Annotated in this window: 25 protein-coding genes; 18 read left to right on the top strand and 7 right to left on the bottom strand. The window is 39.8% G+C overall.

All coding sequences use genetic code 11. The annotated features are described in order from the left end of the window. The first annotated feature begins 28 nt into the window (after positions 1–28). The 3 genes from H6G08_RS28125 to H6G08_RS28115 are packed head-to-tail and all read left to right on the top strand — an operon-like array spanning position 29 to position 3002. Positions 29–1036 carry a mechanosensitive ion channel family protein gene (locus tag H6G08_RS28125; protein ID WP_190549120.1) on the top strand — a complete coding sequence of 336 codons (1008 nt, stop codon included), beginning with the start codon at positions 29–31 and terminating at the stop codon, positions 1034–1036. Further along, positions 1033–2403, top strand: coding sequence for a DUF2254 domain-containing protein (locus H6G08_RS28120; RefSeq protein ID WP_190549094.1), 1371 nt, complete (start codon positions 1033–1035; stop codon positions 2401–2403). Before H6G08_RS28125 ends, H6G08_RS28120 begins: the two co-directional genes overlap by 4 nt. Continuing rightward, positions 2400–3002 carry a DUF2238 domain-containing protein gene (locus H6G08_RS28115; protein ID WP_190549093.1) on the top strand — a complete coding sequence of 201 codons (603 nt, stop codon included), beginning with the start codon at positions 2400–2402 and terminating at the stop codon, positions 3000–3002. The genes H6G08_RS28120 and H6G08_RS28115 overlap by 4 nt, the downstream gene beginning before the upstream one ends. Before the next feature lie 115 nt (positions 3003–3117). On the opposite strand, the gene H6G08_RS28110 is transcribed toward H6G08_RS28115, so the two are convergent. From H6G08_RS28110 to H6G08_RS28085, 6 genes are all read right to left on the bottom strand, one after another. Next, entirely contained in the window at positions 3118–4209 is a 1092-nt protein-coding gene (locus H6G08_RS28110) for an AI-2E family transporter (protein WP_190549091.1), read from the bottom strand. Between the two features lie 89 nt (positions 4210–4298). After that, positions 4299–6101, bottom strand: coding sequence for a response regulator (locus H6G08_RS28105; RefSeq protein ID WP_190549089.1), 1803 nt, complete (start codon positions 6099–6101; stop codon positions 4299–4301). Between the two features lie 214 nt (positions 6102–6315). Continuing rightward, positions 6316–6519 (bottom strand): hypothetical protein, encoded by a 204-nt coding sequence (locus H6G08_RS28100; RefSeq protein ID WP_190549086.1) that lies wholly within the window; start codon positions 6517–6519, stop codon positions 6316–6318. 80 nt (positions 6520–6599) lie between these two features. Further along, positions 6600–7478, bottom strand: coding sequence for a DUF8173 domain-containing protein (locus H6G08_RS28095; protein WP_190549083.1), 879 nt, complete (start codon positions 7476–7478; stop codon positions 6600–6602). Positions 7479–7631: 153 nt separating this feature from the next. After that, positions 7632–8258: a hypothetical protein gene (locus H6G08_RS28090; RefSeq protein ID WP_190549081.1), complete on the bottom strand. Its 627-nt coding sequence runs from the start codon at positions 8256–8258 to the stop codon at positions 7632–7634. 220 nt (positions 8259–8478) lie between these two features. Next, positions 8479–10032, bottom strand: a complete 1554-nt coding sequence (locus H6G08_RS28085; RefSeq protein WP_190549078.1) for a PAS domain-containing sensor histidine kinase — start codon at positions 10030–10032, stop codon at positions 8479–8481. Positions 10033–10204: 172 nt separating this feature from the next. Between H6G08_RS28085 and H6G08_RS28080 the strand changes: the two genes are divergently transcribed. From H6G08_RS28080 to H6G08_RS28010, 15 genes are all read left to right on the top strand, one after another. Beyond that, positions 10205–10576 carry a response regulator gene (locus H6G08_RS28080; protein ID WP_190549077.1) on the top strand — a complete coding sequence of 124 codons (372 nt, stop codon included), beginning with the start codon at positions 10205–10207 and terminating at the stop codon, positions 10574–10576. A gap of 355 nt (positions 10577–10931) precedes the next feature. Then, on the top strand, positions 10932–11501 hold the full coding sequence (locus H6G08_RS28075) for a DUF3611 family protein (protein WP_190549074.1): 570 nt from the start codon (positions 10932–10934) through the stop codon (positions 11499–11501). A gap of 284 nt (positions 11502–11785) precedes the next feature. Continuing rightward, on the top strand, positions 11786–12448 hold the full coding sequence (locus tag H6G08_RS28070; RefSeq protein WP_190549071.1) for a hypothetical protein: 663 nt from the start codon (positions 11786–11788) through the stop codon (positions 12446–12448). Between the two features lie 151 nt (positions 12449–12599). Beyond that, complete coding sequence (locus H6G08_RS28065) at positions 12600–13403, top strand: hypothetical protein (RefSeq protein WP_190549068.1); 804 nt, start codon at positions 12600–12602, stop codon at positions 13401–13403. Positions 13404–13524: 121 nt separating this feature from the next. Next, positions 13525–14349: a hypothetical protein gene (locus H6G08_RS28060; RefSeq protein ID WP_190549066.1), complete on the top strand. Its 825-nt coding sequence runs from the start codon at positions 13525–13527 to the stop codon at positions 14347–14349. 139 nt (positions 14350–14488) lie between these two features. Continuing rightward, positions 14489–15337, top strand: a complete 849-nt coding sequence (locus tag H6G08_RS28055) for a M48 family metallopeptidase (protein ID WP_190549064.1) — start codon at positions 14489–14491, stop codon at positions 15335–15337. A gap of 40 nt (positions 15338–15377) precedes the next feature. Beyond that, positions 15378–15893: a PRC-barrel domain-containing protein gene (locus H6G08_RS28050; RefSeq protein WP_190549062.1), complete on the top strand. Its 516-nt coding sequence runs from the start codon at positions 15378–15380 to the stop codon at positions 15891–15893. A gap of 43 nt (positions 15894–15936) precedes the next feature. Then, on the top strand, positions 15937–16329 hold the full coding sequence (locus H6G08_RS28045) for a peptidoglycan-binding domain-containing protein (RefSeq protein ID WP_190549060.1): 393 nt from the start codon (positions 15937–15939) through the stop codon (positions 16327–16329). 75 nt (positions 16330–16404) lie between these two features. Next, the gene (locus H6G08_RS28040; protein ID WP_242046308.1) at positions 16405–17001 is read left to right on the top strand and encodes an Nramp family divalent metal transporter; all 597 of its coding nucleotides are present in this window, start codon (positions 16405–16407) and stop codon (positions 16999–17001) included. Between the two features lie 40 nt (positions 17002–17041). Then, positions 17042–17776, top strand: coding sequence for a ZIP family metal transporter (locus H6G08_RS28035; RefSeq protein ID WP_190549058.1), 735 nt, complete (start codon positions 17042–17044; stop codon positions 17774–17776). A gap of 6 nt (positions 17777–17782) precedes the next feature. Next, complete coding sequence (locus tag H6G08_RS28030) at positions 17783–20182, top strand: glycoside hydrolase family 15 protein (RefSeq protein ID WP_190549056.1); 2400 nt, start codon at positions 17783–17785, stop codon at positions 20180–20182. A 28-nt stretch (positions 20183–20210) separates the two neighbouring features. Continuing rightward, the gene (locus H6G08_RS28025; RefSeq protein WP_190549054.1) at positions 20211–21071 is read left to right on the top strand and encodes an HAD family hydrolase; all 861 of its coding nucleotides are present in this window, start codon (positions 20211–20213) and stop codon (positions 21069–21071) included. A gap of 275 nt (positions 21072–21346) precedes the next feature. Further along, positions 21347–22210, top strand: coding sequence for a DUF1206 domain-containing protein (locus H6G08_RS28020; RefSeq protein WP_190549052.1), 864 nt, complete (start codon positions 21347–21349; stop codon positions 22208–22210). A 27-nt stretch (positions 22211–22237) separates the two neighbouring features. Continuing rightward, positions 22238–23200, top strand: a complete 963-nt coding sequence (locus H6G08_RS28015) for a TIGR03885 family FMN-dependent LLM class oxidoreductase (protein WP_190549050.1) — start codon at positions 22238–22240, stop codon at positions 23198–23200. Positions 23201–23208: 8 nt separating this feature from the next. Next, a complete protein-coding gene (locus H6G08_RS28010) occupies positions 23209–23934 on the top strand; it encodes a ZIP family transporter (protein WP_190549048.1) in 726 nt (241 codons plus the stop codon). Here H6G08_RS28010 and H6G08_RS28005 read toward each other — a convergent pair. Next, positions 23931–24842 (bottom strand): S-layer homology domain-containing protein, encoded by a 912-nt coding sequence (locus H6G08_RS28005; RefSeq protein ID WP_313942987.1) that lies wholly within the window; start codon positions 24840–24842, stop codon positions 23931–23933. The genes H6G08_RS28010 and H6G08_RS28005 overlap by 4 nt on opposite strands. Positions 24843–24939 lie beyond the last annotated feature (97 nt).

The raw sequence follows: 24939 nt of genomic DNA, 5'->3' as shown, positions 1-24939 counted from the left end.
CTTTAGTTTATCAGTCACAGCAAGTAACATGAATGCAGAAATATCCGTAGTTTGGAAGCAAATTCAAGACATGCTCAATGGATTTATTGCACTGCTTCCTAATATGGTGTTGGCATTAATTGTCTTTGTCATCTTCTTTCTCATTGCGAGGGCAATTAAGAAAGTTGTCAAACGGTTAACAAGAAACCGTCGTCAAGCCCGCAACTTAGGATTAGTACTGGGGCGTTTAGCACAGGGGACAACAATTCTCGTAGGACTATTCATCGCTCTATCAATTGTCATACCTACATTTAGAGCAGGTGATTTAGTACAACTTTTAGGAATCAGTGGGGTAGCAATTGGTTTTGCTTTCCGCGATATTTTGCAGAACTTTTTAGCAGGAATTTTAATTTTACTCACTGAACCTTTTCAAATTAATGACCAAATAGTCTTTAAAAGTTTTGAAGGAACAGTAGAAAATATTGAGACCCGCGCCACCACCATCAGAACCTATGATGGTAGGCGGATTGTGATTCCTAATTCGGAATTGTTCACCAATTCTGTGACTGTAAATACTGCCTTTGAAAACCGTCGTTTAGAGTATGATGTCGGCATTGGTTATGGTGATGATATTGACCGAGCCAAGCAATTAATTTTCCAAGCAATGCAGAGTGTTGATGAGGTGTTGTCAGATCCTGCGCCTGATGTATTGGTGATGGAATTAGCTGAAAGTACTGTGAATATCCGCGCCCGTTGGTGGATTAAACCACCCAGAAGAGCCGACGATCTGACCTCACGCGATCGCGTCTTAACTGCAATCAAGAAAACCCTCACCGCCAATGGTATAGATCTACCTTTCCCCACCCAACAAATTTTATTCCATGACCAAACTGAAGAGACAGATGGCGATCGCTCCCGTCAGCGCGAAGGTTGGCCATCTGGTAATCGGGAAGTACCAAAGCCTCGCCGCATCAGCGATTCTCTAAGGTTCCTGGCGCAAAAACGTTCTTCTCATGATGGGAATGGCAACATAGATTCTCAATTTGACGAACAATGAGAAATGTTAAGTTAAGCAAGCTTTGGGATCAACTGCACTCAAGCTACTGGTTTATTCCCGCAGTTATGGCGATAGCGGCTACAGCTTTGGCATTCATTATGCTAAATCTTGACCGCTCTGGCAATGCAGATATTAATTACTGGTGGATTTATACTGGTGGTGCAGATGGAGCGCGATCGCTACTGGAAGCTGTTGCAGGTTCGATGGTGAGTGTTGCGGCTACAGCCTTTTCAATTACAATTGTTGCCCTGCAGCTTGCTGCATCCAATTTTGGCCCTCGGTTGCTACGTAACTTTATGCAAGATACGGGTAATCAATTTGCTCTGGGGACATTTCTTAGTACATTTATTTACTGCTTGCTGGTACTGCGGACGATTCATGGAGAAGGGGACGGATACAGCCTATTTGTGCCGCAACTTTCTGTGACAGTCGGTATTTTACTAGCAATTATTAGCATTGGTGTCCTGATTTATTTTATCCATCATGCTTCAACTATTATTCAGGCATCCCATGTCATTATCAATGTCAGTCATGATTTAGATAAAACAATCAAGCGCCTGTTTCCAGAAAAAGTTGGAGAAGATCAAACCGAACAAGATGTTACTGCATCAATTCCCATGTTTTTTGAGGAGGAATCATACCCGATTCCAGTGATGAAAACAGGTTATCTGCAAGCCATAGATGACGCAGAAATTATGAATATTGCTTGCAAGGATAATCTGCTGATTCGCTTGGAAACTCGACCAGGAAAATTTCTAGTTAGAGGTAGCGATTTAGTCAGAATTTTTCCCCAAAAAAGCGTGAATTCCAAACTTGTCAAACAAATCAATGATGCCTTTATTTTAGGTATGGAACGTACAGAGCAGCAAGATATAGAATTTCCCATAGATCAATTAGTAGAAATTGCCTTACGGGCCATCTCTCCGGGTATCAACGATCCATTCACAGCAATTCGTTGTATTGACAGACTCAGTGCAGGTTTTTGCCAATTAGTTCAAAGGGATTTTCCTTCACCTTACCGCTACGATCAAAACCACAAACTACGCATTATTGCCCCAGGAACTAATTTTACAGAATTACTTGATCGTGCCTTTAACCAAATTCGGCAATATGGTAATTCGGATGTAGGAGTAACTATTAGGTTGTTAGAAGCTATAGCGACTATCGCTAACTATACAAACAATCGGCAATATTCTACATCCCTCAAGCGTCATGCTGACATGATTTTACAAGATAGTCGAGAAGGGCTTTTGCAAGAGCAAGACTGCCAAGATGTAGAGCGAAAGTATCATGCAGTAATTAAAGCTTTAGACTACAACAATACAATTAAAAATTGGAATTTTATCGAACATAAGAGCAAAAAATGAAAACTATAAATTGGCGAGGATATCGATTATTAGCTTGGGTAGGACAAGCACTATTAGCAATATTTGTAATTTTTGCCTCAGTTCAGGGTAATTGGGTAAATGCTTTAGCTTTAGGATTTTTTTTGATAGCATCTCTGGTATTTGTAATTCGGGATGACAAATTACCAACTTTATTTGATTTTTTATTTGTAGTAGCAGCTTTGGTAAATGCGATCGGCTGGGTTTGGGGTTTATTTAATATGCCGGGGCCCTATGATGAAATTGTTCATGCTTATACAACTTTTGCAATTACCTTAGCACTGAGTTTTTTAGTTTATAGTTCCATGTTGAATATTTTTCGGAATCATAGAATTTTGTATTTACTAACTATTACTAGTTTTGGTATTGCTATTGGTGCTGTATGGGAGGTTATGGAATGGTCGGCTGGCAAAATTTTGAGTACTGAAGTTATTGAAAGCTTAGATGATACGATTATCGATTTAGTTATGGACTCTTTAGGGGCTGGAATTGCAGCTTTAATTAGTCTTTTTGCATTACAAGAATGGACAAATAATTCTGCAACATCTGAGTATTCGCTTACTCGTGGAGGTAGACGATAAGTTAGAATTACAACGCAAAAGACAGACTCTACAATTAACAATCATACCTGAAGCACTACTATTAAAATAATACCCAGCCTTAAATTTATCGGCAAATTTTAGGTGACAAGATCAGTTACTTAAGGACTGAATTAGCTTGCTTATTATCTGTAATTAAAGGTTGTGTTACTTGATTATCTTTTTTATATTCCTGCCAATTATTGAGTATATCTTTTACTAAAACTTCTTTAATCCAAGTTTGCAGCACAATTACCAATGGTACAGCCAGAAACACACCTAAAAAGCCAAAAAAGTTACCACAAATTACTACTGCTACCAAAGTAACTGCTGGCAATACATCGGCCTGACTTTTCATAATGAAAGGTAGTATAACTAGGCTTTCAAACTGCTGGATACCAAAGTATAGAGCTACCACCGCAGCAGTTTTCCAAGGCGCTACACTCAAGGCTAAAAGTGCAGGTGGAATTACACTCAATGTTGGGCCTAGGTTGGGAATAAACTCTAGCAATCCAGCCAAAGCAGCGTTTACTAGTGGTAATGGTATTCCTAAAATTAATAGGCCAATATAGCTCAATGTGGCGATAAGTAACATCGTCAAAAGTGTGCCTTTGATCCAGCCAGTTAAAGATGCTGCACACTTATCTAAAATTTGATCAATCCGCCGACGATAGAAAGCAGGAAATAAAAGTATAAATCCTTGGCGATATGGCGCTGGATTAACTAAGAGCATGATAGTGAGGGCAACAAAGAGCAATAATCCTAAAGCAATGCTCAAAGACCTACTAAGCAATGAAAAGAAGTTATTAATTAGTTGATCTAACCAAGATTGTAAACCTTGAGTTATATATCTCAACCCTCGAATATTTTCTAGCATTTGGTCAGGAATAACATTTAGTAACCAGTTATTCCACGATCGCAACCGTTCTAATGCCATAGGCATAATATCACTAAATTGTTGCAATTGCTCTACAAGACGCGGCACAATCAGGGCAAAGAAACCAACTAAAACAAGCAGCACAAGCACAACTGAGATAGTAACGGCAATACCCCGCTTAATACGAAATCTTTGGAAAAAAATCGCGATTTGATTGAGAATTGTCGCTAAAACTATGGCTGCAAATATCACTAACAGAATTTGCCGAATTTGCCACGAAATGTAAAGACATATAACAAGAGCGAGAAAGCCGATTAATTGTCCCAACCGCACAATGCACCCCCAAGGTTGCTGTTATTTTTAGCAATTTTGTCTACCTATGTAATTTAAAATAGCTACTAAAATACTGATATTAAATCCACCTAAGGTTGAGTTCGTTTTAAGAGGTTAAAAATGCGGTTGATAAGTTTTGCACATAGGATAGGCTTACTCAAACAATCATCAGCGCCAACTGCAAATAACTGCTCAACAATATTTGCATCTAAACTATCAATAATACACAACACTGGTAATGAGTTAAAGTTGGGTTCATTGCGTACTACCTGACAAATATCGATGCCATTTATATCAGCCATATCTACATCTAAAATCAATAAATCGGGAGAAAATTCTAAGAACATATCCCAAAAGCGTCGTGAATCATTCAAGGTATTTAATTTTACTCCCCAAGGTACCAAGTGTTTTTGTATATCAGTTAAGACTTTTGGTTCATCATCAACAACCATGATTCTTTTACCAGTGATCTGAGTTGGTTGTATGACTTGAGTAATCGCCTGTAAAATTTGCTGGGGTGGCAGAGATTTCTGTAAAAAAGAGCGTCCGCCAGCACGCGCTACTTCGAGACGCTCAAGAAAATTATTCTTGTCTGTAATTACTAATGTAGGTATTGCAGGCGATCGCCTAGACAACTCCTTAACAAAATTTAAGCTATCTTGAGTGTAATTACCAATACTTAAGTCAAGTAAAATTGCATTGGGGTTTGAAAATGCGATCGCATCATCTAAAGCAGCAAGATGATTGACAATCTTCACTTTCATTCCCTCAGTTGCAGCTTCTTTAACTAAAGGTTCTACTACTTCTGCATGATTGCTAACTACAAGTAGCAGATTTTGACGAGGTTCACTATTTATTAGCTCAACAGGAGTTTTATCTAACTCCTGTTGTAACTGCATCACGAGTTGATCTAAACGTAAACACTCTGATACGGAGATAAATGCTTTACCCTCAAGTAAATCTTCTATTTCCTCAGCTAATTGTGAACCCTCAATAAAACCAAAACTTCCCAACGAACCAACTAGCTTATGAGCTTCTTGCTCTGCTTCAGCAAGCAGTTGAGTATGAATAATACCTTGTCTGTAACTATTGACTACTTGCTCTAATACAGCAATGCGCGAGCCAACTTTAGCTTTAAAAACCTCTCGCGCCTGAGCAACGGCTGTTAACAAAGTTTGCTGCTGCTCTTGTGTTGCTTGTGGCTCGATTTCCTGACATAAGGGTTTTAAGCGATAACCCACACCATAAATCGTTTCAATAAAATCATAGTTAGCACCTGCTGCTTTCAGTTTTCGCCGCAGACTTTTAATATGAGACTTAATAGTATTTGCTGCTGGTGGATCTTCTTCCGCACCCCACAATAAGTCTACAATTGCACTCCGACTATATACGCGCTGATTGTTGCGTAAAAAAAGTTCTAAAATACTAAATTCTTTGGCGGTTAAATGTAGAGTTTGACTATCATAAGTTACTTCAAAACTACTCGGATCTAGACGTAAATGTCCCCATTCTAAAACCGGAGGTAAAGAAGAATTTCCCCGACGAAGTAAAGCGCGAATCCGAGCCGATAACTCTTGAAAATCGAAAGGTTTAACAACATAATCATCTGCGCCTGCATCTAAACCCATAACTTTATCAGTCTTGGTATCTTTTGCAGTTAACAGCAGAATCAGCATTTGATAGCCTTGTTGCCGTAATTGTTGACAAAGGCTAATACCATCTAGCTTGGGCAGAACGATATCGAGCAAAATTAAATCATAGTTACAAACATTTACAAACTCCCAAGCCTCTTGTCCATCAGCAGCAATATCAACTACATAATGTTGTTTAGTTAGATGTATTGCTACAGCTTGAGCCAGCAAATCATCGTCTTCAACCAATAAAATTCTCATGAAAAATATTTATTTATCAACTTAACCATAAGCGCTATCATCAAATTTTGAAATCTTGATAACTTAGTTTATGCTAGTTTTCTTGTTATCATACATCTATCAAAAGTAATGCTTAGGCGAAAAAATGTGAAAATTCAGATACCCTAGAGACAGCGAATTTTTCCGAATTCATTTTTAATTTTGAATACTTAATTAATAAACTTACTGAAATTTTTCAATTCTGAGGATTAGCGAGTTTTGCGGCGGAATCTGATAATCGCTCCAGTGCTTCTGTTTGTAGTTGAATTTGTTTAGTTTGCTTTTGCAATTCCTGCAATTGCTTTGTCTGAGAAATCGCATCGCTGGTGTGAGGAATAAAGAATTCACAACCTGACAATAGGATGCAGAACGACATTGCAAGAATTAAAATGTAGCGCATTCTCTTTTTCTTCCTTAAACTATTTTTGGGCTAGATGAAACACTAAATTGGACTATTCTAATTTTTTTAGCGAGATTTTTTTATACTGCTTTTAAACGCTGTTTTTTGGCTAACCATAGCAGTAATGCACCAAAACCAAAGATATTTACCACTGACAAAACTAGTCCACCCAGTACAGGAATCACACCGATTAAAGTTAAAATCAGCACGCCGATGAGAAATTGTTGCATAGGCGATCGCTCCCTAGAAGCGGCTCTTTCTCCCACCCAAAGCGTCACTCCCAGGGTTCCGAGTACGACTGTAACGCCAACCATTAAACCAATCAAGGGTAAAAACGGGATACCAATCAAGCTCACTGCAAGGATAATAACTAGTAAAATCACAGCAAATAAACCGCCTAATCCCCATAACCCACTTTGTAGGGGATATTGATTAATAGTTGCTGCCAAATTGAGCAAAAAGTTTGGTCGCCACATTAAGATGACAACACCAATAATAGTTCCGATGAGGACGTTGATCAGGTGAAACGCAGTATTTAATAAATAGCGAACAACAAAACTGCTAGTTCCCCTTCGTCTACCATGCATACCCCATCTACCATTTTCTAAGACTGTACCTGAAGCACCACCAATAGTAGCTCCTGCAGATGTGATAATTTCGCCTCCCACTGCGTAAGCATCACCATCAACACGAGCATCCTGTTCTAAAATTACATTTCCGCCAATAGCGATCGCAGTTTGGGTGACTCTTGCACCCTCTTGGAGTGTCACATCACCACCAATCGCATTAACATTCTCTAATACTTGCCCAGGAGGGACAATTACATCACCTCCAAACCGGACAATATTACTGTTATTAATGTTGACATCAGTTTGTGCTAGAGCCGTTGTGGAGAGCAAAATCACACTCAGGGCTGCTACTAATGCCAAAATAAATGAGTTGATTTTTATACTTTTCATACCTCATCTCTCACTTTGTTCTGGAGCCTCAAGCACACTCACATCAACCAGAGGTTTGAGATTACAGTTTGGTGCAGTAGATTGTTATATGCTAACCATCTTGCATTAGAGAAAGTTTTGTCTCTAGCTAAGGGTATAAACTCAAAATTTTGCTTACAACCCTGTGAAGTTGTAGCCAACTCCGATCATCAATCCCACATCTGTTTGATCGAGAAATGCTGCATTTACCCCTGCTGTAGCGGTGAAGTTACTATTTAGCGGAACATCTACACCACCAGTAACAAGCAAACCGACATCTGCATCACCACTAGTTTCAATAGCTACACCAGCGCCAACATAGGGTGCAACAGCTAAGTCTTCATCCAAAGCATCTGCACTACGCAAGTTAAAGTCATAAGTTAGAGGAACCAAAACCACAGGATCGTCCTCAATAGCCACAGATGGACGCACAGATATACTACGTGTCAAGCCAATTTTACTGATGATCATAAAGCCACCTTCACTTAAAGCTGAGTCACCACCTAAACCAATGTTCCCAGCCACGCCAATATAGCTGGAGCCACTACGAGTAGTTCGACCTGGGTTAATATCGACTTGCGCCACCTCAGCAGCAGTTTCCGCAGCAGGTTTTGTTGGCTGAGGAATCAAATCGACTGCTGTTGTTGAGGTTTTACCAGGAGTTGGTGGAGTTTGTGCTTGAGCAGATAATCCACCACCAAATATTGTCACTGTGGAGCAAATAAGCAACGCAGAAAATCGTTGTGACCAAATATTATTCATTGTTCAATTTTTCCAATATTTTTACATCGTTGACTGTTTTGTACAGACGCGATTAATCGCGTCTGTGCTGTTGATTGTTGACTGTCAACTACTCTTCATTTAGGATTGCTATAGTATCAGGCAATTTTATGAACTACATGGATCGCACCATTAAATGCCTGAGTTACACCTTTGAAGTTAGCTGGCAAAAGTGGAAAAGTCGTGGATAGAAGCGATATTTTCAAAATTGCTCAGATTTAATCGGTAACTTGACTGTAAATGTCGCTCCTTGTCCTATCCCTGGACTTTGAGCGGTGATTGTACCACCATGCACCTCTACTACATGATGTGTGATCGCCAATCCTAAACCTAATCCTTTATTTGAGCGAGTATGGGTACTATCTGCTTGGCGGAAGCGCTCAAATACGTGAGGTAGAAAATCAGCACTAATACCTTGGCCTGTATCACTCACTTCAATGAGTGCTGAGTAAGAAGAATTTAACTCAGCAGTTAATGATAATCTCACTTCAACTCTACCGCCCTTAGGTGTAAATTTAATTGCATTGGTGAGTAAATTTAATATAACTTGTTGCAAGCGATCTGAATCACCGCAAATTTTAGCGATAGAAGTATCAAGTATAGTTTCAAGTTGAATATTTTTAGCATCTGCTAATGTTTGGACAACTTCTATGGCGGCTGTAATTACTTCTACTAAATCAACCAAATCAATATAAAGTGAAAGTTCTCCTCTCACAATACGCGAAATATCAAGTAAGTCTTCAATCAGTTGCATTTGTAAGTTAGCATTACGCTCAATTGTCTCAAGTGCAAGACTGGCTCTATCCTCATCTAATGCACCTGTTCGCAACATCCCCACCCAACCAATAATTGCAGTCATGGGGGTACGTAATTCATGAGAAACTATCGCTAAAAAATCATCTTTAGAACGGTTTGCGGCTTCTGCTTCGCTGCGTGCGGCTTGTTCTCTTAATAGTAATTCCTCTCTTTCTTCTTCAGCTTGTTTGCGCTCAGTAATATCTTGCATGATTTTCGAGAAGCCGCGCAAATTGCCATTTTCATCTCGTAAAGGTGTGATTATACACTGAGCATAGAAAAATGTGCCATCTTTACGAATATGCCAGCGATTCTCTCTAGAAAAACCTGAATTTAGCGCTGTGCTTAATACTTGTTGTGGTAATCCTTGCTCAATTGCTGCGGGTGAAAAAATTCGCTCAAAAGATTGACCAATAATTTCTGCTTCTTGATAGCCTAATATACGTTCTGCGCCAATATTCCAAGTGGTAAAGTTACCATTTGGATCTAGCATGAAAATTGCATAATTAGTTACTCCTTCTACTAGTAAGCGATAACGTTCTTCGCTTTGCCGTAAATTATACTGACTTTGATGTAGACGTTCATAATTTTCTTGAGCTATTCGTGCGTTCATTTGAGCTTGCGATCGCGCTTGGCGCAGTGCGGAGTTGAGTGAGCTAATCAACAATCCTACTAACACAAACTGAACTAATCCCACTACACTAAACCCACTCACCGCCAGAGAATCAAAAGGGGGTAAAAGGAAGTAGGCGCAGACGATAGCAGACAAAAGAGTAGCCACCAATCCTGGTTTGAAACCACCATACCAGGAACTAACCATGACGGCAGCTAAAAACAACGGGTAAATAGAATTCAGCCTATGTAGCTGCCATAGAAGCAGTGTCAGCAGTAAAGCCAGTAGAACGCTGAAGCAGGCAATGCTATAGCCTAGAAGTTGCGATCGCCGCGTCAATCTCTGCATTTTTGATTAATTCAAGTTGTGCCCTTAGATAGATTTGGTTTCTACACGAGTTTTCCACTTTCAAGTTTTACCTTAGAAATCAATCTTAAGAGTATGGTCATTCTCAATAATCGCTCTTAGGAATTAAAGTAGTCAGAGATAATAAATTCTAACAGCAACGAACATATTAACGATGAAAACTAAACAAATTTTAGTCATTGATGATGAAGATGACATCCGTCAATTGATTCAGACTTGTCTAGAAATCATGGGGGGCTGGAATGTTTTGACAGCTACTTCAGGTAGTCAAGGATTACTTTTAGCTCAGTCATCTCAACCCGATGCCATTCTTTTGGATTTAATGATGCCTGATATGGATGGTTTGACAACTTTTAAAAAGCTACAAGCTAATCACATAACCAAACATATTCCCGTGATTTTATTAACAGCTAAAGGACGTATATCTGAGCAGCGTTCATTTATGCAAGTGGGCATTAGAGGCATTATTAGTAAGCCATTCAATCCTCAAAAATTAGCAGTTCAAGTAGCAGTAGCTTTGAAATAAACACATAATCAATCAAAAACATTATTCCATATTTAGCTATTTCTTTCCTAAAATCATGAATAATCTTGCGGAAAATTTCTGGCAGATTTGCTAAAAAATAATCTATCTATAGTTAGGGAAGGTCTTTCTCCAGTAGTAATTTTAGATAAATATATATATTCTCCACTAGTTTTCCACTTTTAATATTTAATTTATAAATAGTTCATTTTTGGCTTTGAGTTGAGGCTGAATTAAGAGAATCTTGTTGTCCATCTAAATTACAAAAATCAAAGTACAAAAATCAGCAACTAAATTCAGCAATATTTTGCAAATAGTTACTCTGAGCTATTTATGAAACACATATTATGAGGTACAAATGTTAAATAATTTGGAATCTTTTTCAAATCCACCAAGTAAACAAGAATTTGCTACTACCTTTCGTTTAGTAAGTAAAATTAGTTTTTGGGTACAGTTAGTTCTAGGCTTAATTTCTGGTATTGCTGTGTTATTGGCTTACTTCAGCCGTAACATTACTACCCAAACAAACAATGCAGGTATAGGATTTGGTATATTTTTAGCTATTGTTGGGATTTTGTTACTGTGCTTTCGGGTATATTGGGCTTTCCGTTACAGAAAATTAGCGAAACTTTTACAAACACCAAATCCTCAAAATCATCCCAGGAAAGGAGATGTAATTCAAAATTTACGTATTGGATTTATCGTGAGTTTGGTAGGAATATTAATAGCGTTTATTGCTTCGGAAGAAACAGTTGCAATTATATTAGGTAAAGCCTTAGCACAACCTCAAGGTGTGGCAATTTATCAACCAGAAAACGTGATTCGTTCACTAGATGTTTTTGTCATGTTAGCCAACGTGAATTTGATTGGCGCTCACTTTTTTGGTGGAGTTACTTCTCTAGGACTCCTCTATTGGGTAGAAGATTAAAGAATTACTTAGTTACTCCTATTGACATACTAGTTCTAATACTCAAGTCATATTCTCTAAATCAACTCGAATTCTCCTCGATTTTTCCACTATTTAGATTTAGTCTCAAAATACAGTCTGTTTTCATGTCTCCTCTATTGGTTGAGCAGCTCAATCTTATCTGAATTTAGATGTTGAATTGAATATTGAGATTCTTGGACAAATCATAGTTAACAGTTGATTCTAGCTACAAATATGATAATTCACCAAAATAAACTAATTAATCAAATGTTCAGGAGGTATTTATGTACAAATTAAATCATTTTAATTGGCAGAAAATTGGATTGGCAGGCACAGCTTTTGGGAGTTTATTAATTAGTTTTTCTAGCATAACTCCATCAGCAGTAGCACAACAACAAAACTCTAAAATTAACCCTTGTCCGAGTATATTTTATGAAGTACCACACCGCGATCGCGTGATGGTTCCCGCTGGATGTCCGCCGAATGCTGCAACTTTAAGAATGCAACAGCAAAGACAAACATTAGGTCAACCAACTATTATAGTGGTTCCTATTCGTCCAGGTGTCAGACCTATACAACCACCGATTCCAGAAAATCGCCAAAGTGCGATGTCTGGCGACAAGCCACTTCGTGTCTACGCAACTATTACGCCAACAGCAGGTACAGTGAATGTGAAATTGAAAAATAACACTAATGCTGGTATTTCTTTTCAAGCCATTGGTTATACAGAACCTCGGTATCTTGCAGGTGGACAAGAGTTTGTTCTCCAAGACTTACCAACACCTGTCAGTATTACTTTGGTACGTCAAGATGGTGGACTACTAAAAGTTATGCCTATGTCTACTTCACAAGGAACACTTGCAGTCTCCTTAGATGAAACGACTAATTTTAATAATGACCAAGGTGTCTTAAGAATTCAAAGAGATGGTCAAGTCTTTTTGAATTAATGGAATATTCCTCACTAATTTGGAGATTACCAAAAGCGTCAGGTTCCTTTGATAAATCACCACGATAACTTCAGTAATAACATGAGTATTTCTGAATAATCATTCATCACATGAGCCTGATATTGTAGTTAACTTTCATGGAGATTTAGAAATGGTTAACTTTTTTGCAACTAAGTGGAGTTCCCAAGGAACTATTGCTTTAGCACTCTCTACTACCTTGCTTGGAGCTTGTAGCAATAACTTAGATCAAGAGGCCGCAGCACCAGAAACCAACGTGACTACAGAAGAAGTTACTGATAATACAAGTCAACTAATTGGTAAAACTGTCACGGTGAGAAGTACACCTATTAGAACATTAGGCCCTTCAACATTTACAATTAGCGATAAGCAATTTTTTGGTACTGAACCAATCATAGTTGTCAATGCATCTGGTAAACCTTTTACTCTACCTAGCGATCCAAATGTACCAATTCAGGTGACAGGTCAGGTTAACAAGTTTGTAATTACAGATATTAATCGCAATTACAACTTGGGTTTAGATCCAAACCTGTATAAAGAATACGAGAGCCAAGCTGCGATTATTGCTCAATCAATTGCACTGGCTCCTAAACCAGGTGAAATTACCACAAATCCCAAGTTATACTATGGTAAAACCCTGGCGGTAACAGGTGAAGTAGAAAATATCAGAAATGCTAATTCGTTCACCTTAGATGAAGACAAGTTATTTGGTGGACAAGACTTATTAGTAATCCGCGCTGGTACTCCCAAAGGAACTGTGAATCAAGGCGAAAAAGTTGCAGTTACGGGTGTATTGCGTCCGTTTGTTGTCGCTGAACTAGAACGTGATTATGATTTGAACTGGGATTTAACTTTGCAGAAGCAACTGGAAGCAGAATACAGTAATAGACCTGTGTTAGTTGCAAATGAAGTTTATCCTTCAGCAATTCCGCAATAGCTCACCAGCTATCTTTAATGACACCGCTCTACTTCAAAAGATGTATTGAATGTGTTCCAAAATCAGAATTTTCACAGCTATCACAACTGGAATAATTGTCTATAAAGCAAACATTTTTACCATGAACATCCTCAAGACCAACCAGAATCAAAACACCGATAGTAACCAACGTCGAAGTTTATTAGAATGGCTTGGTCATGCATCTGTTTTGATTTTCCTGCTAGGCTTGGCTTTGCTAGTGAGAGGAGGTAGTATTTTTAATTCAGAGACTACTTTCACTAATACATCAGAGATTGTTAACAAGAAAAACGAATTTATTGGTAAATCGGTGACAATTAAAAGCAGAACAATTCAAAAAGTTGGTCTACGCTCCTTTACCGTCAGCGATCAACAATTGTTTGATGGCGAACCTATTGTAGTTATCAATGCTTCCAGTCTACCTTTCGATTTACCAGTTGACCAAAATCTAGAAGTTCAAATTACAGGTCAGGTTCGTAATTTGGTGATTCCCAAGATTGAGCGAGAATTTAATCTCAATATAGAGGATGAATATTACACAGATTACATCAATAAACCTGCAATTATTGCTCAATATCTGACCTTATCATCCCAACCTAGCCAAATCACCCAGAATCCTGAACAATATTATGGTCGTAAAGTAACAGTCACAGGAGAAGTAGCAAATATCCGCAGTGGGATTTTATTAACATTAGATGAAAATCAATTGTTTGGTGGGCAAAATTTACTAGTATTATTAACAGCACCACCGCAAGTAGCAATAAATCAAGGTCAGACAGTATCAGCAATCGGTGAAGTGCGTCGGTTTGTTGCTGCTGAAATTGAGCGAGACTACAACTTTACTTGGAGTCTTGATACGAAAAGAAAGTTAGATGCTGAGTACGCTAATCAACCTGTTTTAATTGCGGAAACTATATACCCTTCTTAGGAATTCTCAGTTTGTCATGGTGTAGGGATACTCTCAAAGATGCATCTTTCAACCAACGAATAATTAAACTGCGACGGATTCGCTGGCAAGGAATTTTCGCCAATAATCAATATCTTAATTAATTTGCTGAAATAAGCTTATGTCAAATTCTTTATCTTCCATTTCTTTTAATTTCTATCGTCGCTGTTCGTATTTGTTACTTTCAGGTGTAGTGGCGGTTAGTGTTGGTGTAGCTTCACCCCAAAAAAGCGAGGCAATTTCGTTGCTTGATCTCTTGCGTCAAGGAGTCCAAATCTATCAGTTATCTAATATTTCCGATTCCGAAGAAGTTCAGTTAGGTAAGGAAATTAATCAGCAGTTAGTTAACAATGAAATACAACTTTACCGCGATTCAAATGTGAATAATTACGTTAATCAAATTGGTCAATGGTTAGCAGCAAATAGTACTCGTCCTAATATTCCCTATACATTTCAGATAGTTAAAGATAACAGCATCAATGCCTTTGCCACAATGGGAGGCTATGTTTATGTCACAACTGGATTGTTGGAAGCCGCAGATAATGAAGCGCAATTAGCCAGCGTTATCGCTCACGAAATTGGTCATATTGCTAGTCGCCATGCAATAGAACAGATGCGACAAACAGCGATCGCTCGTGGTTTGGCTAGTGCAACTGGGTTAGATCGCAGTACCGCCGTTCAGATTGGTGTGGATTTGGCACTACAACGTCCCAATAGTCGCCAAGACGAATTTGAAGCCGATCAAAGGGGATTAAGAACTTTAGGACGCGCGGGTTATGCTCAGTCTGCCATGATTGCGTTTATGCAAAAGCTACTCAATCAGCCAACTCTGCCAACATTTTTGAGTACCCACCCAGCAACAACTGACCGTATTGCCGCCTTGAGAAGAGAACTTGCTAGTCAACAAACTAATTTGAGTGGTGGTTTAAATAATTCTATATATCGAGAAAAAATTCAACCATTAAGTTAATTATTAATCAATTTATATATATTTTATTGGAGTCAAAAACATGGCTTTGTACAAACTTGATGAATACAACCATAACTATGCTCAAGAAATTTTTGGTGGTAATGACATCAAGAATTTTGTTGTTTACGCCGATGATGAAAAAGTTGGTTCAGTTGAAAACATTCTAATTGATGAAGATGACGGTCGGTTCCGGTATTTCATCATTGATACAGGCTTCTGGGTTTTTGGTAAAAAAGTGTTGCTTCCTGTTGGTTTAGCTCGTTTGAACTATGAGAAGCAACATTTATTTGTATCTGGGTTAACTAAAGAGCAAGTAGAAAATCTCCCGGAATTTAGCGAAGGTTTAGCAATTGATCAGGATTACGAAGAGCAAGTTAGAGGCGTTTATCGCCCTATAGTACCTTTAGCAATGCCGGGTATGTTCGGCATGATTGGCGCTCCTGCTCCCTACAATTACACAATGGAGCCTTACTTTTATGAACTAACCGATCCCCACTTCAGAAGCTATGAAGAAAACATGAGAGACAGAAAGAATTTAAATGGAAAAACAATATGAAACAATCTGTTGATTGTAGTTCATCCTGGAGGGATATAAGTTTGTGAATCCTCAATTGATTAGCTCAAAAACTCTCCCATTGGGCTTGATTTCTGCATTATTTATCGGGATGCTACCATTCAATTTTGCACCTGCTCAAGCACAAGTAAATAGTAATGGCTCAATTGTCGGTAGGCTTTCAAAATACAATCCCGTCAATGCTCCCTTTCTTAGGGTTGGATCTCGCGGGCAGCCTGTAAGAGATGTGCAAGCTGTTCTACAAAATTTAGGATTTTATCAAGGAGCTATTGACGGTATTTATGGTCTGAGAACCGCTAGAGCAGTAGCAGCATTTCAGCGATCGCAAAGATTAGTGGGTGATGGTAGAGTAGGTGCGCTAACTTGGCAAGCATTACGCGATCGCACTAATGCAGCACCTCTACCTGGCCCTTTTTAACAGGCTTAATTTCCCCTAATTCCAGGCAAATTGAGCATCACTAATCGATACAGGTGTATATGAAGATGGCAAAACATGAATAATGAAAGCGATGTCTCCGACGGGCTGCGCCAACGCAATATCTCCGCACAAACACATAATAGACAACAGCCACAAAACACCGTAAATATCCCCGATTCACCCCAAGGTTGGGAAAACCTGAAGTGGTTAGGCCCGAGTTTTTTATGGATGCTTTCGGCGGCGGGTTCGGGTGAATTACTATTTACGCCGAGAATTGCTGCACTTTATGGTTACACCCTGTTATGGGCGCTACTGGCGGCGGTGATTCTCAAATGGTTTATTAATGGTGAAGTGGGACGCTTTTCAGTTTGTACCGGCACAACCATTCTAGAAGGCTTTAAACAACTTCCCGGCCCCAAAAACTGGGCAGTCTGGCTGATTTTACTACCGCAGATAGTGGTAGCAATTTCTACCGTTGCTGGTCTTGCTGGAGCCGCCGCTACAGCATTAATTTTGGTGAGTGGCGGCACTGTGCAACTGTGGACAATAATTATCATTGTTGTGACAGCTGCGATCGTTAATTATATTTGCTGGAACTGCGATCGCGGGCATCTTTTTTGGTGTATTTGCAGTTATCTATCTTTTACAACTGCTGGGAGTGATGGGATCTAGTGGAGGTTGAAGTTAAAACAGCAGTTTTAAAAGTAATTCCATGCAAAACTATTTAATTGCTCTGGCTTTGTCTACTCTACCCGCCATTGGCAGCTACTTAGGAGGGCGGTTAGCAGAGTTTCTCCCCTCTTCTCAACAAAACTTAAGTTTGGCACTGCATCTGGCGGCTGGTATTGCTTTAGCAGTTGTCGGTGTGGAGTTAATGCCGCAAATTCTGCAAGCTGAACCTCCTTGGTTAGTTATTCTCGCTTTCGTCATGGGTGGTGGCTTTTTTGTCATCACACGCCAGTTAATTAAATGGATACAAAGACGTATTGGCGGACATCGCCGCAATGCTGCATCCTGGTTAATCTTTTTTGGTGTTGCAGTTGATTTGTTCAGCGACGGACTAATGGTAGGTACTGGCTCAACAATTTCTTTCGGATTGGGGTTGATTTTGGCATTGGGACAAATTATGGCTAATATCCCCGGAGGTTTAGTCACCCTAGCCACCTTCAAAGATCAAAACGTTTCCCGCCGCCAGCGCCAAATTATCTCTGCTTCCTTCTGCTTACCTGCTTTTTTAGGTATAACCATTGGTTACTGGGCTGTCAGAGGGCAAGCTGCAATTGTGAAATTTACTCTGCTAGCATTCACTGCTGGGATACTGACTACAGTGGTTGTAGAAAATATGGTTCCCGAAGCAGCTGAGAAGGAAAAAGAAACTTACCTAGAAACTCTTTTTTTTGTAGGAGGCTTTGCATTATTCGCCCTTCTTTCTGTCTATTTTGGCTAGGTTATCATGACACAACAGCAAACTCAAAGCACAGCTTTTGGAAAACCGGGAATTGAACCTCGTTGGACTCAAGGTAACAAAGATGGGGTAGGAACAGCCAAGGCTATCTCTAGTCGTGTTTGGTTTACCCTCTCCAACGGCATTCTCAACGAAGTTTATTATCCCACCATTGACCGTCCCCAAATCCGAGATTTGCAGTATTTAATTACTGATGGCTCTAGCTTTTTACATCAAGAACAACGCCATCTTTACACCACAACTGAACGTATTTCCCCCCATGTCTTAGGATATCGAATCGTCAACTCCGACCCTGAAGGACGCTACACCATCACTAAAGAAATTATTGCCGATCCACAAGATTCATGTATTCTGCAACATACACATCTTACGGGAAATCCGCAAACATTAGAAAAACTCCGGCTTTATGCAATTTGTTCGCCTCATTTGGGTGTGGGTGGTGGGAACGATAGCGCCCAAGTGGTAGATGTTGCGGGAGTAAAAATTTTAACTGCTTATCAAGATGATAAATGGTTGGCAATGGCAGCCACAGTTCCTTTTACTCGTCTTTCATGTGGCTATGTCAGTGAAAGTGATGGGTGGACAGACTTAGCAGATAACTTGCAGATGGATTGGGAGTTTCAGCAAGCTCAAGGCGGAAATATTGCTATTACATCTGAAATTGACCCAAAAAAGCACCATAAATTTACCTTAGGCTTGGCATTTGCCAGTCGTCTCCATGATGCAGTCACAACTCTTTTACTGTCTTTAGATATTCCTTTTGCAGAGAAGAAAGCATTCTACATCAATCAGTGGAATAGTGTTTGTCAAGACCGTCTGCCATTAGAACAAGTCTGTGGTGATGGTGGGAATCTTTACTGTAGTAGCTTTAGTCTGTTACTTGCCCATGAAGATAAAATTTACCCTGGTGCAATGATAGCTTCGCTGTCAATTCCTTGGGGTGAAGTACACGGTGACGAACAGCAAGGAGGCTATCATTTAGTTTGGCCGCGCGACATGGTAAACAGCGTTACAGCATTGCTGGCCGCCGGACATAGGGCAACTGCTTTAGAAGCCTTGATTTACTTAGCTGCTAGCCAACAAGCAGATGGGGGATTTGCCCAGAACTTTTGGATAAATGGCGAACCATATTGGACAGGGGTGCAACTAGATGAAGTAGCATTTCCGATGCTGTTGGCGTGGCAACTTTATCGACACAACGCCTTACGCCAATTCGATCCCTATGAGATGGTGATGCGAGCAACTAAGTACTTAATTCATCATGGCCCCGCTACACAGCAGGAACGTTGGGAGGAAGCAAGCGGTTATTCGCCTTCAACTCTGGCATCAAATATTGCAGCTCTTATTTGTGCGGCTACTTATGCTCGCGAGCGAGGAGATGAAGACACGGCTAGGTTTATTGAAGATTACGCCGATTTTTTAGAAAGTCATTTAGAAGCCTGGACAGTAACAACCGAGGGAACTTTGGTTCCGGAGATTAAACGACATTATATCCGCATTAATCCGGTGGATATTCACAACCCCCAGCCAAATGAAGACCCAAATCAGAAAATGCTGGCTATTGCTAATCGTCCTCCTGGTAGCCAGTGGCAATTTCCCGCCAAAGAAATTGTTGATGCAGGGTTTTTGGAATTAGTTCGCTATGGTATTCGTCAGCCAAGCGATCGCTTGATTGTCGATTCGCTTCAAGTTGTAGATAAAATACTGAAGGTAGACACGCCTTTGGGTGCTTGCTGGCATCGTTACAATCACGACAGCTATGGACAACGCCCAGATGGCGGCCCTTTCTTGACTTATGGCAAAGGTCGTGCATGGCCGCTATTAACAGCAGAACGAGGACAATACGAACTAGCTGCCGGACATGATGTCCAACCTTTCATCCAAGCGATGGAAGCCTTTGCGTCAGATACGGGAATGTTACCAGAGCAAATTTGGGATGAACCAGATTGTCCAGACTCTCATCTATATTGTGGACGATCTACAGGTTCAGCAATGCCTCTAGCATGGGCGCACGCAGAATATATCAAACTACTGCGTTCTGTGCAGGATGGCAAGGTGTTTGGTTGGATTCCAGAAGTAGCAAACCGTTATTCGGAACATAAAAAACCAACTCAATTTCTAGAAATTTGGAAATTTAACCGTCAAATCCGCACAATTAAGCAGGGATATACAATGCGAATTCAAGCATTAGCTCGATTTTGCTTGCATTGGTCAAATGATAACTGGCAGACAATCCAAAATACTCAATCTACAGCCACATCAATTGATATTGAATTTGTCGATATTACTATTGCTTCCCAGCAGCCATCCTGTATTGATTTCACCTTTTTCTGGACTGATTCACAAAACTGGGAAAACCGCAACTATCAAGTTGCTTTTGTTGATTAGTGTTCTTCATTTTATTGAAGCTTTAATTATGACTCTTTCCACCAAACCCCTATCTAATCGCATCGCTGTAGTTTTCGACTTCGACGATACTCTTGTACCGGATACTGTTGATGCTTTGTTATCTAGTTTAGATATTGATTCGCTGGAGTTTCGGAAAAATAAAATTCGCCCTTTCATTAACGAAGGTTGGGATAAAATTTTGGCTAGATTTTACGCCTTAATTTCCGAATCAAAGCGACAAGGAAATAAAATAACGCAGGAATATCTTGCCAAATTTGGGCAAAATTTAGCTCCGTTTGATGGCGTAAATCAAATGTTTGATCGTTTGCGTCACTCTGCCCATAAAATCAACCCAAAGGTAGAAGTAGAATTTTACTTAATTACTTCTGGGATGGTAGAAATTGCTCGTCATAACTGTATTTCTCCATATTTCAAAGCAATATGGGGTTGTGAATTTTTCTATGGCGAACATGGCGGAATTGAATTTGTGAAAAAAATAGTTACCCACACAGAAAAAACTCGCTATATATTTCAATTAGCAAAGGGAATTGAGGGTCATCAAGATGATGGTCAAATGTTTGTTTACCGTGATGTACCGCCAGAGGAACTGCACATACCACTGACACAGGTAATTTATGTTGGTGATGGTGAGTCAGATATTCCTTGCTTTTCCTTAATGCATCAAGAACAGGGTACAGCGATCGCATTATATAAAGACAGCACTCCCGAAGAATGGGGACGGGAGTTAAGCATTACCCAAAGTCAACGAGTTGCAAACCTTGCACCTGTAGATTACAGCGAAAATTCTGAACTGATGCATTCTCTCACATTGGCAGTAGAAAGTATCTGCAAACAAATTTCTCTACAGCAATTAAGTGTTGGCGAGTAGAAATTTATAGATAATTAAACTAGCACAATTACATATTTATTTACTAAGAAAGATGAAAAAAAATTACCCTAATCTCCATATTATTAACAGAATCAATTTTGAAAGACTCAAAATATTTAGTCTGAACTCAACCTGAATAGGACTTACGCAACTGGCACAGAATTTCATCTTGTAGGTAGGGCTATGCCTTACGAAACTCTGATATGGTGGGCAATGCCCACCCTACGAATGGTTATTTAATTGTGACACCTGCGTAAGTCCTGCTGAATAACAATATGGCACTACACGATCCAGTACCGGAAAACATTAAACAGCCAGTTAGACAAGTAGCTGCTTATCTTTGGGTTGAACGATTAGCAAGATTAGGCTATGGGGCAAAAGGTTTAGTTTATTTTATCGTGGGTTTACTAGCAGCACAGGCAGCATTTGGTACTGGTGGCGAAACTACAAATACTAGTGGTGCGTTGGAGGCAATTGTTACTCAGCCTTTCGGTAGATTTCTCCTCATTATCGTTACTATTGGGTTGATTGGTTATGCATTTTGGCGGTTTGTGCAAACTATTCTCGACCCCGAACATTCTGGTGAAAAAATCAATGCTCAACGAATTGCCAAGCGTTTAGGCTATGCTTTTAGCGCCATCGCTTACTTGAGTTTGGCTGTAACATCTATCAAACTAATTATTGGTTTAAGTAGCGGCGATAGCGATTCCGTCGAAGATTGGACAATATATTTTTTGAATCAACCTTTTGGCAGATGGTTAGTCTTACTTTTAGGTTTAACAGTAATTATTGTTGGGATTGCTTTCCTTTATCAAGCATATAAAGCCAAATTTCGTCACCATTTCAAACTTAATCAAATGAGCCGAAATGAGCAAATTTGGGCAGTACGTCTAGGTAGATTTGGAATTGCTGCCCGTGGCATTGTTTTTGCGATCATCGGCATTTTTATGATGTTAGCAGCTATTCAATTAGATGGTACTCAAGCTAGAGGATTAGGTGGTGCATTGTCAGCTTTAGCAATGCAACCTTTTGACCCCTGGATCTTAGGTGTGGTGGCTTTGGGTTTGATTGCTTATGGTATGTATTCCATAATCGAGGCTCGCTATCGAAATCTTACTAAAGATATAAATTTACGTTAACTAATTCAAATTATCAAGTTTACCCTTATGGCAAAAATTGGATATCACGCTTCTCACGAACAATTCAAGCCGAGCGAATTGTTGGAATATGTGCAAATGGCTCAACAAGCAGGCTTTACCCATGCTTTATCTTCCGATCATTTTCACCCTTGGAGCGAAGACCAAGGACAAAGTGGTTTCGCTTGGTCTTGGTTGGGTGCAGCCATGCAAGCAACTCCAATGCTTTGCTATCGGGTTGTCTGTGCGCCCGGACAACGGTATCATCCTGCTATCATTGCCCAAGCTGCGGCAACTTTGGCAGAAATGTTTCCCAACCGCTTTTGGCTGACTGTCGGCAGTGGTCAAGCGCTTAACGAACATATTACAGGAGAACACTGGCCTTGTAAGCGCGATCGCAATGCTCGCCTCAAAGAATGTGTCGATGTGATTCGCGCACTTTGGGCGGGAGAAACTGTCACTCATCACGGTTTAATCTCGGTGGAATCAGCAAAGCTTTATACCCGTCCTCAAACAATACCGTTAATTATTGGCGCTGCTATTACCGTTGAAACCGCAGAGTGGCTGGGCAGTTGGGCAGATGGATTGATTACCATTTCCCGACCACCAGAGAAGTTAAAAAAAGTTGTCGATGCTTTCCGTAGAGGCGGAGGTGAAGGTAAGCCAATGATTTTAAAAGTGCAGCTTTCCTACGATCGCAATCCAGAAACCGCAATCCAAAAAGCACATCAGCAATGGCGCAATAACATCTTTAAAAATATCTTGATGACAGAACTTATAACTCCTCAACAGTTTGATGCAGCTGGGGAATTTGTTCAACCCCAAGAGTTATATGAGCACGTTCGCATTTCCCCAGATCCTCAACAACATATTGAATGGTTGCACAAAGATATGGAATTAGGGTTTGATGAATTGATTCTGCACAACGTTAATCGGGAACAACAACAATTTATTGAAGTTTTTGGTGAGAAAGTCATTCCTGCTTTGGTTTAAGAATCAAGATGTACACAGCAATATGTGCGATCGCCCTAGCTATCGTACATTTATTTTCCGGTAAACTACGATTCCTCCACTACACGCCTCGTAGTCGCTGGCTGTCTTTTGGTAGTGGGGTATCTGTCGCTTATGTTTTTGTCCATATTTTGCCAGAACTAAGTCAAGCTCAAGAAACTCTTCAAAATAGTTTAGATACTGGGTTGGCTTTTTTAGAACATCATGTTTATTTGGTAGCACTTGTCGGTTTAGCAGTATTTTATGGCTTAGAGCGATTTGCTAAAAAGTCACGTCAACGTAATCAAAAAACAGGTAAGGGGGATGTAACTTCCTCAGAGGTTTTTTGGATACACATCGCTGCTTTTGCTATTTATAACGCCTTAATTGGCTACCTATTAGTACACCGAGAAGAATCAGGTATCAAGAGTTTGTTGTTCTTTTCTTTCGCAATGGCGCTGCATTTTGTAGTTAATGATAATGGTTTGCGCGAAAATCACAAACAAGTTTACGATCGCTTAGGAAGATGGTTATTAGCAGCAGCGATCGTTGTTGGTTGGGTAATTGGTACTGTTACAGCAATTCATCAAGCAGCCATTGCAGTTCTCTTCGCCTTTTTAGCTGGAGGTATTGTACTGAATGTACTCAAAGAAGAACTACCAGAAGAACGAGAAAGTCGATTTTGGGCTTTTGCTGTCGGTACAATCAGCTATGCAATTCTTTTGTTAGCTTTTTAATTGTTAGCCTCTTGGGGATTATTACTGCTCAATTCACTGGGACGAACAATATAGTTAGCAGCCTGTATATTGCTAGGTAATGGTTCAAGTCTTCCTTGATTAACCAATGCTTGATAGATAAAAGCTGCGATCGCGCCACGAGTAGCTGGTTTAGTAGGATTGAGAACTTTAGGATCGGGATGATTGACAACTATACCTGCTTTCGTTGCTTCGGCTACTTCATCAACTGCATACTGAGGAATCTTTTGAGCATCTGTATAATAGTTACTAACTAAAGTAGAAGCCGGAACTGGTGGGGAAGAAGCAGCAGCAGTTTTATATACAGCTTGAGCAGTCATCAGTGGCTGCATTAAATTAGTCATTCCTATGGGAAATAACAACTGTCTCCTAGTAGTTTGAGGGTTATTAGGTTGAGTTGCGACTGCTGTGGTCAAATTTAAGTTTTGCGCCAAAGCAACTAACGCTTCCACCCGGGAAACTGGCTGTCTAGGGCGAAAATATCCTCCCGGAAAACCATGCATAAATCCCATTTCATAAGCTTCTTCAATCGCTGGCGCGGCCCAATAGCCATTAGGAACATCTTTATAAACACTACCACTGGCTATTTTTCGCTCTTGATTTTGGTTGAAAGCTTGACGAATAATTGCCGCAAATTCATCGCGATCGACAGACTCATTGGGTCTATAAGTACCATCTGGATATCCGGTGACAATGCTGCGTTCTGCTAGCCTTTTAATAAATGGTTGTGCCCAATGATCTTTGGTATCGGGAAAGTAAGTTTCTGCGTTTTGAGCAACGGCTGCTTGCGGATTGGCAAAAATTAAAGGCTCTACGACACAGGTTAAAGCTATTAGCCCTAAAAAGAGTGAAGTTGTAGTTAATGATGATTTACTAATACAGTCAGACACAATAATTCTCCTAATTACTAAGAAGCTTTTTATCTCTAAGCTTAACCTCCATTATCTCGATTTTTTTCTACCTCTTGGTATATTCAAAGTTGAGAAA

Origin of the sequence: Calothrix anomala FACHB-343 (genome assembly GCF_014696435.1) — a bacterium.
GTDB lineage: Bacteria > Cyanobacteriota > Cyanobacteriia > Cyanobacteriales > Nostocaceae > Aulosira > Aulosira anomala_A.
This window is presented reverse-complemented; position numbering and strand designations above follow the sequence as displayed.

Coding starts and splice junctions, on each gene's coding strand:
- H6G08_RS28125 (WP_190549120.1), top strand. CDS start 29: ATGAATGCAGAAATATCCGTAGTTTGGAAGCAAATTCAAGACATGCTC.
- H6G08_RS28120 (WP_190549094.1), top strand. CDS start 1,033: ATGAGAAATGTTAAGTTAAGCAAGCTTTGGGATCAACTGCACTCAAGC.
- H6G08_RS28115 (WP_190549093.1), top strand. CDS start 2,400: ATGAAAACTATAAATTGGCGAGGATATCGATTATTAGCTTGGGTAGGA.
- H6G08_RS28105 (WP_190549089.1), bottom strand. CDS start 6,101: ATGAGAATTTTATTGGTTGAAGACGATGATTTGCTGGCTCAAGCTGTA.
- H6G08_RS28100 (WP_190549086.1), bottom strand. CDS start 6,519: ATGCGCTACATTTTAATTCTTGCAATGTCGTTCTGCATCCTATTGTCA.
- H6G08_RS28095 (WP_190549083.1), bottom strand. CDS start 7,478: ATGAAAAGTATAAAAATCAACTCATTTATTTTGGCATTAGTAGCAGCC.
- H6G08_RS28090 (WP_190549081.1), bottom strand. CDS start 8,258: ATGAATAATATTTGGTCACAACGATTTTCTGCGTTGCTTATTTGCTCC.
- H6G08_RS28085 (WP_190549078.1), bottom strand. CDS start 10,032: ATGCAGAGATTGACGCGGCGATCGCAACTTCTAGGCTATAGCATTGCC.
- H6G08_RS28080 (WP_190549077.1), top strand. CDS start 10,205: ATGAAAACTAAACAAATTTTAGTCATTGATGATGAAGATGACATCCGT.
- H6G08_RS28075 (WP_190549074.1), top strand. CDS start 10,932: ATGTTAAATAATTTGGAATCTTTTTCAAATCCACCAAGTAAACAAGAA.
- H6G08_RS28070 (WP_190549071.1), top strand. CDS start 11,786: ATGTACAAATTAAATCATTTTAATTGGCAGAAAATTGGATTGGCAGGC.
- H6G08_RS28065 (WP_190549068.1), top strand. CDS start 12,600: ATGGTTAACTTTTTTGCAACTAAGTGGAGTTCCCAAGGAACTATTGCT.
- H6G08_RS28060 (WP_190549066.1), top strand. CDS start 13,525: ATGAACATCCTCAAGACCAACCAGAATCAAAACACCGATAGTAACCAA.
- H6G08_RS28055 (WP_190549064.1), top strand. CDS start 14,489: ATGTCAAATTCTTTATCTTCCATTTCTTTTAATTTCTATCGTCGCTGT.
- H6G08_RS28050 (WP_190549062.1), top strand. CDS start 15,378: ATGGCTTTGTACAAACTTGATGAATACAACCATAACTATGCTCAAGAA.
- H6G08_RS28040 (WP_242046308.1), top strand. CDS start 16,405: ATGAATAATGAAAGCGATGTCTCCGACGGGCTGCGCCAACGCAATATC.
- H6G08_RS28035 (WP_190549058.1), top strand. CDS start 17,042: ATGCAAAACTATTTAATTGCTCTGGCTTTGTCTACTCTACCCGCCATT.
- H6G08_RS28030 (WP_190549056.1), top strand. CDS start 17,783: ATGACACAACAGCAAACTCAAAGCACAGCTTTTGGAAAACCGGGAATT.
- H6G08_RS28025 (WP_190549054.1), top strand. CDS start 20,211: ATGACTCTTTCCACCAAACCCCTATCTAATCGCATCGCTGTAGTTTTC.
- H6G08_RS28020 (WP_190549052.1), top strand. CDS start 21,347: ATGGCACTACACGATCCAGTACCGGAAAACATTAAACAGCCAGTTAGA.
- H6G08_RS28015 (WP_190549050.1), top strand. CDS start 22,238: ATGGCAAAAATTGGATATCACGCTTCTCACGAACAATTCAAGCCGAGC.
- H6G08_RS28010 (WP_190549048.1), top strand. CDS start 23,209: ATGTACACAGCAATATGTGCGATCGCCCTAGCTATCGTACATTTATTT.